At 70.7% G+C, this 13,792-nt stretch carries 14 protein-coding genes; 6 read left to right on the plus strand and 8 right to left on the minus strand.

The window, feature by feature from the left end; translation table 11 throughout:
• Positions 1–395: 395 nt before the first annotated feature.
• Together OG892_RS16050 and OG892_RS16055 are read left to right on the plus strand one after the other, a co-directional pair.
• Positions 396–821: a hypothetical protein gene (locus OG892_RS16050; protein ID WP_371629509.1), complete on the plus strand. Its 426-nt coding sequence runs from the start codon at positions 396–398 to the stop codon at positions 819–821.
• A gap of 123 nt (positions 822–944) precedes the next feature.
• A complete protein-coding gene (locus OG892_RS16055) occupies positions 945–1,505 on the plus strand; it encodes an MscL family protein (protein WP_371629510.1) in 561 nt (186 codons plus the stop codon).
• A 5-nt stretch (positions 1,506–1,510) separates the two neighbouring features.
• On the opposite strand, the gene OG892_RS16060 is transcribed toward OG892_RS16055, so the two are convergent.
• The 6 genes from OG892_RS16060 to OG892_RS16085 form a co-directional block, all read right to left on the minus strand.
• Complete coding sequence (locus tag OG892_RS16060) at positions 1,511–1,720, minus strand: hypothetical protein (RefSeq protein WP_327337356.1); 210 nt, start codon at positions 1,718–1,720, stop codon at positions 1,511–1,513.
• A gap of 111 nt (positions 1,721–1,831) precedes the next feature.
• Positions 1,832–2,212 carry a hypothetical protein gene (locus OG892_RS16065; RefSeq protein WP_073737271.1) on the minus strand — a complete coding sequence of 127 codons (381 nt, stop codon included), beginning with the start codon at positions 2,210–2,212 and terminating at the stop codon, positions 1,832–1,834.
• Positions 2,209–2,985 carry a Rieske (2Fe-2S) protein gene (locus OG892_RS16070; protein WP_073737270.1) on the minus strand — a complete coding sequence of 259 codons (777 nt, stop codon included), beginning with the start codon at positions 2,983–2,985 and terminating at the stop codon, positions 2,209–2,211. Before OG892_RS16070 ends, OG892_RS16065 begins: the two co-directional genes overlap by 4 nt.
• Positions 2,982–3,584, minus strand: coding sequence for a 4Fe-4S dicluster domain-containing protein (locus tag OG892_RS16075; protein ID WP_024489583.1), 603 nt, complete (start codon positions 3,582–3,584; stop codon positions 2,982–2,984). The genes OG892_RS16070 and OG892_RS16075 overlap by 4 nt, the downstream gene beginning before the upstream one ends.
• Positions 3,585–3,591: 7 nt before the next feature.
• Positions 3,592–5,916, minus strand: coding sequence for a molybdopterin oxidoreductase family protein (locus OG892_RS16080; RefSeq protein ID WP_328866699.1), 2,325 nt, complete (start codon positions 5,914–5,916; stop codon positions 3,592–3,594).
• Positions 5,913–6,995, minus strand: coding sequence for an MFS transporter (locus OG892_RS16085; RefSeq protein WP_371629511.1), 1,083 nt, complete (start codon positions 6,993–6,995; stop codon positions 5,913–5,915). The genes OG892_RS16080 and OG892_RS16085 overlap by 4 nt, the downstream gene beginning before the upstream one ends.
• A 247-nt stretch (positions 6,996–7,242) precedes the next feature.
• Here OG892_RS16085 and OG892_RS16090 point away from each other — a divergent pair, with 247 nt between their 5' ends.
• Entirely contained in the window at positions 7,243–8,340 is a 1,098-nt protein-coding gene (locus OG892_RS16090; RefSeq protein ID WP_328866698.1) for a P1 family peptidase, read from the plus strand.
• A gap of 124 nt (positions 8,341–8,464) precedes the next feature.
• Entirely contained in the window at positions 8,465–9,235 is a 771-nt protein-coding gene (locus OG892_RS16095; protein ID WP_073737266.1) for a DUF6227 family protein, read from the plus strand.
• A 67-nt stretch (positions 9,236–9,302) separates the two neighbouring features.
• Here OG892_RS16095 and OG892_RS16100 read toward each other — a convergent pair whose 3' ends face one another.
• Positions 9,303–10,847: an MFS transporter gene (locus tag OG892_RS16100; protein ID WP_371629512.1), complete on the minus strand. Its 1,545-nt coding sequence runs from the start codon at positions 10,845–10,847 to the stop codon at positions 9,303–9,305.
• Between the two features lie 62 nt (positions 10,848–10,909).
• Between OG892_RS16100 and OG892_RS16105 the strand changes: the two genes are divergently transcribed.
• On the plus strand, positions 10,910–11,914 hold the full coding sequence (locus OG892_RS16105) for a helix-turn-helix transcriptional regulator (protein WP_371629513.1): 1,005 nt from the start codon (positions 10,910–10,912) through the stop codon (positions 11,912–11,914).
• Positions 11,915–12,066: 152 nt separating this feature from the next.
• Here the strand turns inward: OG892_RS16105 and OG892_RS16110 are convergent, their stop codons facing one another.
• Positions 12,067–13,065, minus strand: coding sequence for an RNA polymerase sigma factor RpoD/SigA (locus OG892_RS16110; protein ID WP_073737264.1), 999 nt, complete (start codon positions 13,063–13,065; stop codon positions 12,067–12,069).
• Between the two features lie 147 nt (positions 13,066–13,212).
• Between OG892_RS16110 and OG892_RS16115 the strand changes: the two genes are divergently transcribed.
• Entirely contained in the window at positions 13,213–13,788 is a 576-nt protein-coding gene (locus OG892_RS16115; protein ID WP_371629514.1) for an N-acetyltransferase family protein, read from the plus strand.
• Positions 13,789–13,792: the final 4 nt, after the last annotated feature.

The raw sequence follows: 13,792 nt of genomic DNA on the forward strand, positions 1-13,792 counted from the left end.
TGCGTTGCTCGGGTGCGTTGCTCGGGTGCGTTTCTCGGGTGAACGTCTCGGTCGGGTGGAGGAGTTATCCACATCCGCTGGGCTGTCCACAGGGCTCAGCGGGAATCTGGTGAATGCCGGATCGTGAGGTCTGTTCATCCGGGGCCGCTCGGCTCCGGATCCGGGCTCCCTCACTCCAGGCGGTGTTCGTCATGCGTTCGCCCAGCTCACTCGACTCATCCGTTTCTCCGCACCCCGTCCCCACCCTCACCCCCTCCCCTGCCCCGCCGTCCGGCTCTCCGTTGATGTGCGCGCCCGCTCCCGCGCCCTGCGGGGTGCCCGCGTTCCCGCCGTTGCGGGTGCGCGGTGGCGGCGGGCACCGGATGTGGCGGGCCGCGTGGCGTCGGCGGCGGGCGATGGCCGCAGGACTGGCGCTGACCGCTGCCGCGCTGGCCGCCTCGGGGTTCGGCGGGGGCGGCGACCGGGGCCGCGACGGCGGTACGGGGCCCGAAGCGGCCGGTGCCGCGGCGAGCACGGCCGGGACGGCGCGGGAGCGGGCGTCGCCGCCGGTCCGCCTGGTGTCGGCGCCGGTACGGATCGCGGACGCGGCGACCGTACGGCTGCTGCGGCCCGGAGACCACGTCGACGTGATCGCCGCCGCGGGGTCCGGAACCGACGCCCGGGTACTGGCGAGGAGCGCGCGGGTGGCCCAGGTGCCCCAGACGTCTGCCGGGAGCCCGACGGAGAACGGGGCACTGGTCGTGCTGTCCGTACCGCGAGCCACGGCCGCGACGCTGGCGGGCGCGGGAGCCTCAGCCGGACTTGCGGTGATCCTGTGTTGATTCGAACTGACGGATCATCATGTCACCTGTCAATGAGGCTCAATTGGGCTGTTTCACGTTGTACTGCCGTAAGTTGCGGAGGAGTTCGCTCCGTTTACGGCACACACGAAGGACGGCTCACCCTTGAGCGAGAAGAAGAAGGCCAATCTGCTGGACGGCTTCAAGGCCTTCCTGATGCGTGGCAATGTGATCGATCTGGCGGTCGCCGTCGTCATCGGCGCCGCGTTCACCAACATCGTGAACGCGATCGTGAAGGGCGTCATCAATCCGCTCGTCGGTGCGTTCGGCACCAAGGATCTGGAGAACTACAGCTCCTGCCTCAAGGGCCCCTGCACGACGGACCCGACGACGGGCGAGGCGACCGAGGGGATCCGGATCCTGTGGGGGTCGGTGCTCAGCGCCACCCTCAGCTTCCTGATCACCGCCGCCGTCGTCTACTTCCTGATGGTCCTGCCGATGGCGAAGTACCTGGCCAGGCGCGCGGCCATGCTGGCGGCGAAGGAGGGCGTCCAGGAAACGCTGGAGGTCAGCGAGCTGGAGGTGCTCAAGGAGATCCGCGACGCGCTGGTCTCGCAACGGGTCGGCCCGACGGACGGCAGCCCCGGGGCCGGGGGCTCAGGGGCTGGAGACTCAGGAACCGGAGGTCCCGGGGCCGGGGGCTCAGTGCCTGGCGGCCGGGAGTAGCCGGCTCAGATGTGATGGGGCGGCTTGTCGTCGAGGAAGCGGGCCAGGTCGGCGGCGCTGCCGCCGGAGGGGGACCGCTCACCCCAGCCCCGGTCCGTATCGTCCGAGGACTGCTGGTCCAGCGGATCGTCGAAAACCAGTGCCGGCTTCGGCTTCGGCCGGTCCGGCGGGCCCGGCTTCGAATCGCGCGGTCCGGGGGCAGGGGCGGTACTCATGCCTCCAGGGTACGGCCGCCCTCGTCGATACGGCTGCCCTCGGGGGTACGGCCTCCCAGCTCGATACGGCCGTCCTCCGGAGTACCGACGCTCTCCGGAGCGTTCCCCCGCTCAGCGGTCCTTCGGGTCCAGCGCCCAGAGGCCGAGCACCACGAGGAACGACAGGCACAGGAATCCGGCGCCCCACCAGGCGGTGCCGGAGTTGCCCTCCATCCATTCGTCGATGATCACGGTCAGCCCCCAGAGCTGCCCGATGACCACGGTCATGGCGAGGGTCAGCCGGGCCGTGAGCTTCGAGGAGCGTTCCGGCTCCTGGTCGGTGCCGGCTCCCGGCCCCGGTCCGGTACGGCGGACGCGGGGGTCGCCGTAACCGCTGGTGGGCCGGATCTGGGGATAGCGCTCGTGGACGGGCCGGTTGAGTTCCGGCCGGGCGCTGCCCGGGTGGTACTCCGGGTAGTGCGGGCCGGGCTCGGGCTGCTGCGCGTCGCTCATGCCCGCCTGCCGGAGGTCTCGGCGTCGGCGGACGCGGTGGCGCCGGTGGCCGCAGTCGCCCCGGTGGAGGCCGTCGCCCAAGAGGCCGCAGTGGCACCGGTGACTTCGCCGGCTCCGGTGGCACCGGCCGCGTCGGGAGCCTCCGCTCCCCGCTTGGCTCCGGGGCAGCCGATCCGGGAGGCGAGGTCCGGGCGGTCGTCGCCGAGCTGGCGGCAGAGCCCGTGCTCGGCGCTCTCGCCGGAGTACGCGGTGCCCAGCGCCCAGACGCTGCCGTCGGCCTGCTCGGTGAGCACCACCTTGGGCAGACCGCGAGGCGGCGGGCCTGCGGTGACCTCGCCGGTACGGGCGTCGAAGACACCTTCGTGGCAGGGGCAGTACAGCTCGCCCTCGGCGCCCCGGTCCTTCCTCCAGAGCACGGCGCAGGCGAGATGGGTGCAGATCGCGGAGTAGCCGACGAGCGTCCCGTCATTGAGCCGGACGGCCACCGCGCGGTCCTCCTCGTCCGGGTAGCGGAAGGCGACGGACTCCCCGGGCAGCAGCTGGGCGCTGACCTTCTTCGGCTGGGGAGCCTTGGCGTCGTCGGGGTCCCCGTGGCGCGGGAGGATGCCGGCGGCGACGCCGAGACCGCCGACGGCGAGTCCGCCGGAGACGGTGGCGACGATCCGCAGGTAGTCGCGCCTGGTGGTGAGGGAGTCCGCGGCGATCCGGTCGTGGAGGGCCTCGCGCGGGTCCCCGGCGGGCGGCGGGGAGGGCGGCTGGTCGGTGACGCTCATCGGCGGACGTCCTTCCCGTTGATCTCCACGACGGGCAGGCCGCCGGGCACCGGCCACTGGACCCGGTCGGCGGGGACGACCATGGCCACGCCGGTACGGACCTCGCTCTCGCCGAAGACGAAGGTGTCGGCGACCTGGACGCCGGGGCGCTCGGCCTGGAGCTCCTCGACGGTTCCGTAGAAGAGCGCTCCGGTCGGGCAGACGGTGGCGCACATGGGGGCGAGACCGTAGGCGGTGCGGTCGTAGCAGAGGTTGCACTTCATCTGCAGCTTCGCCTGGAGGTCGATCTTCGGGACACCGAAGGGACAGGCGTTGACGCAGTTGGCGCACCCGATGCAGCGGGTGGTGTCGGCCTGCTGCACCACCCCGTCGGCGGTCACCAGGATCGCGTCGGCGGGACACACCTCGGCGCAGGGCGCGACGGGGTCCTCACAGTGCATGCAGACCGTGGGAAGGGAGGCGACGGACTGGCCCTCGTCGGTGTAGTCGAGGTGGATCATCGACTTGCCGCGGTGCGAGTCGCACTCGCGGCAGGCGGAGACACAGGCCTGGCAGCCGATGCAGCGCCCCGGGTCGATAAAGATCGTTCTGCCCATCATGCGGGCATCAGCTCCTCTCCGAGGTGCCGCGGCCCTGCGGCGAGGTGGGCGGCAGCGGGTCGGTGCGGGAGACCTGGGTCTCCGGGTAGGCGACATGGCCCGGCGCGACCGGGGGCGCGGGGACCTCGTCGATCGCCGCGGCGTGCTCGATGCGGCAGGCGCAGACCTTGTACTCCGGGATCTTGGAGCGGGGGTCCAGGGCGTCGATGGTCAGCGCGTTGGCGGCGGTGGGGACGGGCCAGTGGTACGGGATGAAGACGGTGTCGGGGCGGATCGCCTCGGTGACCAGGGCGGGGAAGACCTCGCTGCCGCGCCGGGTGACGACACGGACCGGTTCACCGTTGCGGAAGCCGTGGGAGGGGTGGATCTCGGCCCAGGGGCGCGGGGTCTGTTCGACAAGGGCGCCCAGCCTGCGGGTCTGGTTGCCGGAGAGGAAGTGCGCGACGGTGCGTCCGGTGGTGAGGGACATGGGGTGCTCGTCGTCGTACGGGTCCATCGGCTGGTGCCACTCGACGGCCTGCATATGGATCTTGCCGTCGGGGTGGTAGGTCCTGCCGTCCTCGAAGAGGCGGGGGGTGCCGGGGTGGTCGGTGGAGGGGCAGGGCCAGGCGATTCCGCCCGTCTCCTCCAGCCGTTCGTAGGTGATGCCGTAGTAGTCGTTGACGGTGCCGGCGGAGGCGATCCGCAGTTCGTCGAAGACCTCGCGGGAGTCGGTGAAGGCGAATTTGTCACCCGCGCCGAGGCGTTTGGCCAGTTCGCACATCACCCAGGTGTCGGTCCGTACGCCGGGGGGCGGGTCCTGGGCCTTGTTGTGCTTGACCACCCGGGCCTCGGCGTTGGCCATCACCCCTTCGTCCTCGGCCCAGGTGGTGACGGGGAAGACGACATGCGCGTTGGCAGCGGTCTCGGAAAGGAAGAAGTCGAATTGAGCGTGGAACTCTGTCGCGTCGTAACCCTCCTTGACCACCTTGTAGTTGGGGAGGGAGACGAACGGGTTGTTGCAGATGCCGATCAGTCCGCGGATCTCGCGGCGTTGCATCTGCCAGACCATTTCCATCATCGAGGTTCCGGCGGGCGGGAGTTCGGACTCCTCGATGCCCCAGATCTCGCAGATCTGCCGGCGGTGCTCCTCGTTCGTGATGGAGCGGCCGCCGGGCAGCAGGTCGGACTTCTGGCCGTGTTCGCGGCCTCCCTGCCCGTTGCCCTGGCCGGTGATCGTTCCGTAGCCGGCGCCGGGTTTGCCGATGTGCCCGGTGGCGGTGCAGAGGTTGATCACGGTGAGGCAGTTCTCGACGCCCTGCGAGTGGTGCTCGATGCCGCGGGCGTGCCAGGCCATGGCCTTGGGCGCGCGGGCGAAGGTGCGGGCGACCTGGACGATCTGTTCGGCGGGGACCCCGCAGATCTCTGCGGACCTGGCCGGCGGGTACTCGGCGGCCTTGGCCTTCACCTCCTCCCAGCCGGTGGCGTGGGCGGCGAGGTAGTTCTCGTCGGTGAGCCCTTCCTCGATGACCACGTTCAGCACGGCGTTGAAGAACGCCGAGTCGGTGCCGGGTTTGAGGGCGACGTGGATGTCGGCGGTCCGGGCGATGGCCGTCTCGCGCGGGTCGATGACGATCAGGCTGGCCCCGCGGTCGCGGGCGCCCCAGACGTACTGGGTCATCACGGGGAAGCACTCACCGACGTTGGAGCCGGCGATCAGCAGGCAGTCGGTGAGCAGGATGTCGGAGAAGGGGTTGCCTGCCCGGTCGATGCCGAAGGCGAGCTTGTTGGCACCGGCGGCGCTGACCATGCAGAGCCGGCCGTTGTAGTCGACGTGCCGGGACTTGAGTGCGACCCGGGCGAACTTGCCGACGAGATAGGTCTTCTCGGAGAACAGGCTGGCCCCGCCGAGCAGCCCGAAGGCGTCGTTGCCGTGCGTCTGCTGGATGCGCTTGATCTCGGCGACGGTGAAGTCGAGGGCCTCGTCCCAGGAGACCTCCCGGAGGTCCTCGTCGCGGGTGCGCCGCATGAGCGGGGCGGTGAGCCGGTCGGGGTGGTTGACCTGCTGGTAGGCGTTGATGCCCTTGGGACACAGGCGCATCCGGTTGATGTCGTGGTTGCGGGGTTCGACGCCGAAGACCTTGCCTGCCCGGTCGACGCGGAGGTACATCCCGCACTGGACGCCGCAGAAGCAGCAGTGGGTGGGGACGAGCGTCTCGCCGTTCTGGTCGGCGTGCCACTGGTCGGCGGGGATGCCGCCCGCGTCCCGGAAGGCGCGGGTGCCCGGCGGCGCGAGGGAGGGGTCGAGGGGCACGATCGCCCGGGGGTCGGCCGCTCGGGGATCCGCGGTCACTTGAAGCCCTTCTTCACCTGGGAGAGATAGGCACTGCCGCGCAGCACCCGCTTGCAGCGCGGGCAGTACTCGGTCCACGCGTCGAAGTCGAGGCTGAGGTCGCGCATGGTGCCGCGGAGGTTCTCGACGTACGGGGCGGTGTCGATGGGCTCCTCGCAGCGGCGGCAGCCGAAGACCTCCTGGTCCTGCCGGCCGGTGTACTTGAACAGCTGCATGCCGACGGCGGCGGGCCGCTGGACGATGTGGAAGAACTTCCCGAAGGGGATGTAGATGAGGGTGAAGACCACCGAAACCATGTGGAGGATCGCCAGGAACTCGTATCCGCCGCCGTGCAGGAAGATCGAGGAGAAGGTGAGCAGCAGGCCGGTGACGGCGATGACGACGAGCGCGATCAGCGGCACCAGGTCGTAGCCGAACCGCTGGCCCGTGATGGCGCCCCGGTCCTTCATCCGGCGCCACAGGAAGTAGGAGGCGCCGGGGATGACGAGGACGGCGGCGATGTCCAGGCCGTGGAACATCAGCCAGCCGAGGATGTTCAGGGAGTCGAACCCGATGATCTTGAATCCCCAGATACGCATCTCGTAGCCGGGTCCCGCTCCGCTGCCCGAGGTGAAGGTGAACCAGCCCCAGGTCAGCGGGAAGGTGATCAGGGAGGCGAGGATGCAGCCCCAGAAGATCAGCTGGTGGGCGGCCCAGCGGGCGTGGGAGCGGGCGCCGAGGAACTTCTGGAAGCCGAGGTAGGTGGCGATCATCTTCGGCAGGGCGGTGGGGGCCTTACGGAAGTTGGCCACCGAGAAGAGGCTCCCCCAGCCCTTCTTGAACAGCCGCCGGGCCCCGGGGGCGGAGACCCACACCGTGTAGCGGTAGGCCACGCCGAAGGCGAGGAAGACGGTGGCCACGGCATAGGGCAGGAGGGCCGAGTCGAAGTTCTCCAGAAGCCTGCTGCCCAGCACGATCGCGATGACGAGCAGGAGGGAGACGATGACGCCGGCCGCGGTCGCGCGGGCGGTGGCGGACCGGCTGCCCGTGGGCGCGAGGCGGGCGGGCCTGTCGGCAGAGGGCTCTGGTGGCTCGGTCACCCCGCCACCGTAGGGACATAAGGGAGTGTTAGTCCTGTTTTGCGGCTCTACGGGGTGAGCGCGTCGCCGTGGGACGACACCCGGGCATGCGGACACCCGGATGCCCGCATGCCCGGACACCTGAATGCCCGGACGTCCAGGCGCCCTCTCCGCTCTCCCGCCCGCCCTCGCGGGTAGGTTCACCCCGTACCGCCCGCCACGATGCACCGCCCGCCACGCTCACGCCCCCGACCCCGAGGAGTACCGGATGGACGCGCTGACCGATGTTGCCGGGATCCGGGTGGGGCACGCCTCGCTCGCGGGCAGGGGTGCGCTCAGCGGCACCACCGTGGTCCTCGCCCCCGAGGGCGGTGCGGTCGCCGCCGTCGATGTGCGCGGCGGCGGCCCCGGCACCCGGGAGACGGACGCGCTCGACCCGCGCAATCTGGTGCAGCGCGTCGACGCCCTGGTGCTGACCGGGGGCAGCGCGTACGGGCTCGACGCGGCGTCCGGCGTGATGGCCTGGCTGGAGGAGCAGGGGCGCGGCGTGCGGGTCGGCGCCGATCCGGCACAGGTCGTCCCGGTGGTCCCGGCGGCGTGCCTCTTCGACCTGGGCCGGGGCGGTGACTGGCGGGCCCGTCCGGACGCGTCGACCGGCCGGGCCGCCGTGGAGGACGCCGCGCGCACGGAGCCGGGGGCGGCGGTCGCCGAGGGCTGCGTCGGCGCGGGCACGGGCGCGGTCGCCGGGCAGCTGAAGGGCGGGGTGGGGACGGCGAGCACCCTGCTGCCGTCCGGCATCACGGTGGCCGCGCTGGCCGTGGTGAACGCGGCGGGCTCTGTCCTCGACCCCCGTACCGGGGTGCTGTACGGGGAGTACGGAGCCGCCGAGCCGGCCGTCGCCCCCGCGCCGGAGGTCCACCGCACGGCGCAACAGCGCCTGGCACAGGCGTACGACGCGAACGCGCGCCCCCCGCTCAACACCACGCTCGCCGTCGTCGCCACGGACGCCGACCTCGGCCGGGCGCAGGCACAGAAGCTCGCGGGCACCGCGCACGACGGGCTGGCGCGCGCCATCCGGCCCGTACATCTGCTGACCGACGGGGACACCGTTTTCGCGCTGGCCACCGGCGCACGGACGCTGGACCCGGCGAACCCGATCGCGCTCAATGACCTGCTCGCGGCGGGTGCGGAGACACTGGCCCGCGCCATCGTGAAGGCCGTGCGGGCGGCCACCGGCATCAACGGCCGCGAGGGCGGCGGCACATATCTCTCGTACAGCGATCTCTACGGCAAGCAGCCGCAGCCACGACGCCCGGCGGACGGCGGCGGTCCCGCAGCCGACTCACCCTCCGCACAAGGAAGTTAGGGCAAAACGCCGGGAACCTTCTGCGTGCGTCATACGTTTTGCTGAACCCCGGTCACGATGTCAGACCCAGGGACTACGTTATGCACGCATCGGGTAACACGCGGCGACGGCCTGGAGAAGCACCTTGAGCGATCCGTACGAGACAACCGAGCAGCACCTCGAACGACTCCTGCGACGGGCTCTCAACTCGTTCGACCTGCCCGACAGTACGGTCGAGCGGCTCGGCTCGGCCCTCGCCCACAGCAGTTCCCTGCACTCCTCGCACCACAGCGCGACGCTGCACCGCGAGACGTACCGGCATACGTATCTGCTGTCCGACGGCAGCCCGTTAACGCTCTGGGAGCTGGTGCACTGCGGCCAGCGGGACCCCGAGGGCCCCCGCTGCGGCTCGCAGCCCGGCGACCGGCAGCACGAGCTGTACGACGACGAGGCCGACGTGCACATCGCCGCGGCCCGGCTCGCCGGCGGCTTCCGCGACGCCCCGGTCTTCGGGGACGAGGGCCCCCAGGGCGACCTGGAGATCCTCACGGCCCTGATGGCGGCGCCCCCGGCCCCGCTCCCCCGGATGTACGCCCCGGACAACTCCGCGGACCACGCCCGCCGCGTGCTGCGCCGCGCGGAGAACGGCGACGTCCCCGGCGAGGAGACCGCCCACCTGCTGCGGGCCGCCTTCGCCCACCACATCACCCAGATCTTCGGCCGCCAGTGCCAGGTGGACGGACGGGACGCGGGCTTCACCCTGTACGAGCACGCCTTCCTGCTCCTGGACGGCAGCGAGACGAGCCTGTGGGAGGTCGAGCACACGGCGACGCCCGACGGCCGCCACATGTGCGAGGTGTACGGCGACGAGGAGACGGCGCGCGGCGCGATGGAGAGCCGTACGCGCATCTGCTGAGCCCGCGCGAACGGAGCGGTGCCCGCACCCTCGGGGGGTACGGGCACCGCGCACGTTCTCCGTCAGCTCAGTGCGTGAGCACGGGCTCGTCGACGGGTTCCGCGGGGGAGGCGGCCTCGGCCATCTCTTCGCCGCCCTCCACGTGCTGCTTCGGCCGGGCCGGGAGCGCGAACATCAGCAGGAAGATGGCCGCGAGCACACCGGCCACCCACCACAGGGAGTGCTCGAAGGCGTCGGCGAACGCCGGGCCCAGCTGCGCGGGCGTGAGCCGGTCACCGATTGCCCCGAAGAAGATCACCGAGACGAGCGCGAGCCCCAGCGCGTTGCCCATCTGCTGCACGGTGTTGAACAGCCCGGAGGCGGAGCCGGAGTGCTCCTTGGGCACCTCGGACAGCACCGCGTCGGCCAGCGGGGCGACGATCAGCCCCATCCCGAGCCCCATCACCACCAGCGGCAACGCCATCTGCCAGGACGTGATCCCCATGCCGTAGCGGTCGGACTCCCAGATGTAGAGCAGCAGACCGGCGACCATCAGCAGCGCCCCCGCCTGGAGGACCTTGCGCCCGAAGCGCGGCACCAGCTTCTGTACGGAGATCCCGGCGGCGACCGAGACGGCGACCGAGAACGGGATACCGGTCGTACCGGCCCGCAGCGCGCTCCAGCCGAGCCCCTCCTGCATGTAGAGCGTCCAGACCAGGAAGAAGATGCCGAGGCCGACACCGAAGGTCAGCTGCACGGCGATACCGGCGGCGAAGCTCTTGACCCGGAACAGCGACAGCTCGACCAGCGGCGAACCGTCCCGGCGCGCCTTCCGCTGCTCGAACAGCACGAGCACCAGGAACACCACGAGGCTGCCCGCCATCGACAGGTAACCCCAGAGCGGCCAGTCCAGCTCCTCGCCGCGGGTCAGCGGGTAGATCAGCATGAGCATCCCCACCGTCACCAGCACCACACCGATCAGGTCGAGGCGCAGCGCCTTGGGCGCCTTGGACTCGGTGATGAACTTGCGGCCCAGGATCAGTCCCGCGATGCCGACCGGCAGGTTGATCAGGAAGATCGGGCGCCATTCGAGACCGGCGATGTTCCACTCGGTGAGCAGCGCGCCCAGCAGCGGCCCGGACACGGCACCGAGGCCGACGATCGCACCGAAGAGGCCGAAGACCTTGCCGCGCTCGTGCGCCGGGAAGGTGGCGTGCACGATCGACAGCACCTGCGGGACCATCAGCGCGGCCGTGCCGCCCTGGAGGATGCGGGAGGCGACCAGCATCTCCGGGTTGGCGGCGAAGCCGCACAGCGCGGAGGCCACGGTGAAGCCGCCGATCCCGATGAGGAACAGCCGCTTGCGGCCGTAGATGTCACCGAGCCGGCCGCCGGTGATCAGCCCGGCGGCGAAGGCCAGGGCGTATCCGGCGGTGATCCACTGGATCGAGCTGAACGAGGCACCGGTGTCACGCTTGATGCTCGGGATGGCGATGTTGACGATCGTGACGTCGACCAGGTCCATGAAGGCCGCGGTCATCACGATGGCCAGCGCGAACCACCGGCGGCGGTCCGAGGCGTCCGGGGGCACCGCGGCGGCTGTCCCGGACGGCTGGGGTGCGGAAGAAGTCATATGAAGAAGTTAAAGGCCCATTAGGTCAGCTCGTGACCCAATGGGTGGGCATCCTGGGTGATATGACCGACACCCCGGCACGACTGCTGAATCTGCTGTCACTGCTCCAGACGCCGCGCGAGTGGCCGGGCAGTGAACTCGCGGACCGCCTCGACGTCAGCCCGCGCACCATCCGGAGGGACATCGACCGCCTCCGCGATCTGGGATACCCGGTGGAGGCCTCGCGCGGCGCGGTCGGCGGCTACCGGCTGGTGGCGGGCACGGCCATGCCGCCGCTGCTGCTGGACGACGAGGAGGCGGTGGCCATCGCGGTGGGGCTGCGGGCCGGCGCCGGTCACGCCATCGAGGGCGTCGACGAGGCCTCCGTCCGGGCGCTGGCCAAGCTGGAGCAGGTGCTGCCCTCGCGGCTGCGCCACCGGGTCTCCGTCCTCCAGAACGCGACGGTGCCGCTGACCCGCGGGGACGGGGCGACGATCGACCCGCAGACGCTGACCGTGATGGCCTCCGCCGTCACCGGGCGGGAGCGCCTGCGGTTCGCCTACCGGGCGGGGGACGGCGCCGAGACGCGGCGGCAGGTCGAGCCGTACCGCCTGGTGAGCACCGGGTGGCGCTGGTATCTGGTCGCGTACGACCTGGAGCGGGAGGCCTGGCGCACCTTCCGGGTCGACCGGGTGAGCGATCCGTATCCGACGGGGTCCCGCTTCACGCCCCGGGAGCTGCCCACGGGCGACGCGGCGGAGTTCCTGAGCAGCTCCATGGCACGGATCAAGCCGGAGCTGGCGATCGACGTGAGTTTCGCGGCCCCGGCGGAGTTCGTCGCCTCGCGGCTGCCCGCCTCGATCGGCCCGCTGGAGCCGACCGGCGAGCACAGCTGCCGGCTGCGCGCGACGCTGTCGGGCTCGCTGGAGTGGGTCGCGGTGCGGCTGGCCATGGTCGACTGCGAATTCACCGCGCACGGGCCGTCGCAGCTGCTGACGTATCTGAACGACCTGGGCGGCAGGCTCACCCGCGCGGCAGGGCAGTCGGCCGCGCCATCGGCAGAGCGGTCAGCAGCACAAGGAGGCTGAGCCCGGAAGCGCAAGGAGGCTGAGCCCGGAAGCGCAAGGAGGCTGAGCCCGGAAAAGGGATGAGCCCCGGCGCCAGGGGGGGGTGGGCGCCGGGACTCAGTTCAGGGGGGCCGCAATGAAGTGGCCCAATTCGGAGGTTACTGGACTTCGGCTCACGCCGCAGCGTCAAAGCCCGTGTCGTGAGCCATTCGCTTCAGTTCGAGCAGCGCGTGCTTCTCGATCTGGCGGATTCGCTCCCGGGTCAGCCCGTGCTGCTTGCCCACTTCGGTCAGCGTCCGCTCACGGCCGTCCTCGATTCCGTAGCGCATCCGGATGATGGAGGCGGTGCGGTTGTCGAGCCTGCCGATCAGCTCCTCCAGCTCCTCGCTGCGCAGCAGTGTCATCACCGACTGCTCGGGGGACACCGCAGAGGTGTCCTCCAGGAGGTCTCCGAACTGCGTGTCGCCGTCGTCGTCCACCGACATGTTCAGACTGACCGGGTCACGGGCCCAGTCCAGCACGTCACCGACGCGCGACGTCGTGGAGTCCAGCTCGGCCGCGATCTCCGCGTGCTCCGGATCGCGCCCGTGCTCGCGGTTGAACTCGCGCTGCACCCGGCGGATCCGGCCGAGCTCCTCCACCAGGTGGACGGGGAGCCGGATCGTGCGCGACTGGTCGGCTATCGAGCGGGTGATGGCCTGCCTGATCCACCACGTGGCGTACGTGGAGAACTTGAAGCCCTTGGCGTAGTCGAACTTCTCGACCGCCCGCACCAGGCCCGCGTTGCCCTCCTGGATCAGATCGAGCAGGGGAAGCCCGGCCCGCGGATACCGGCGGGCGACGGCGACCACGAGTCGGAGGTTGGACCGGATGAATACGTCCTTGGCGCGCTCGCCGTCGGCGACCAGCGCCTCCAGCTCCTCGCGCGAGGCCCCACCGGCATCGCTCTCCACCACGCCGTCCAGGATCCGCTGCGCGAAGACGCCCGCCTCGACGGTCTGCGACAGCTCGACCTCCTTGGCGGCATCGAGTAGCGGCGTGCGCGCGATCTCGTCCAGATACATGCCGACCAGGTCGCGATCGGCGATTTCCCCGCCCACGGCGCGAACACTGCTTGCCCGGTTGGTCCCGCCGGTGGAGGACGAACGTCGGGCGACGGCACGGGTTGCCATGCGTGCTCCTTGCTGAGTAGGTCGCGACACCCTTTCGGGTGCCCAGCTTCCGATGGAAACAACGACTGGAATCCGGACAGAATTCCCATGCCTGGCATTCATTTTCGCGATCATGCAGTACCCTGTCGCGCTACCAAGGGAGGGCACATGACACAGATAGGCACGGAGGCGCAGGTCAGGCCTGGTGTCGAGGGCGATCTGGAGGCCCTCACCGATATCTACAACCACTACGTGCGTGAGACCGCCCTCACATTCGACACGGCTCCCTTCACTCCGGGCCAACGTCTGCCCTGGTTGCGCTCCTACCCTGTAGACGGCCCGCACCGGCTCCTGGTTGCTCAGGATGTCCGTAATGTCGATGCGCCGGGTGCCGGCGGCCCGGATACCGGCGGACCGGCTCCCCGGATCCTGGGGTACGCCACCAGCAGCGCCTTCCGTCCCAAGGCGGCGTACTCCACCTCCGTCGAGGTGAGCGTGTACTGCGCGCCCGGCGCCGCCGGTCGCGGCATCGGCACCCTCCTCTACACGGCGCTCTTCGAGGCACTGGCCGGCGAGGACCTGCACCGGGCGTACGCCGGCATCACCCAGCCGAACGAGGCCTCGGTCCGGCTGCACGACCGCTTCGGCTTCCGGCACCTCGGCACGTACGCGGAGGTCGGCCGGAAGTTCGGCCGGTACTGGGACGTCGCCTGGTACGAGAAACGCCTGGGGCCCTCGGCCTAGTCCC

The sequence above is a fragment of the Streptomyces sp. NBC_00341 genome (assembly GCF_041435055.1).
Lineage (GTDB): Bacteria > Actinomycetota > Actinomycetes > Streptomycetales > Streptomycetaceae > Streptomyces.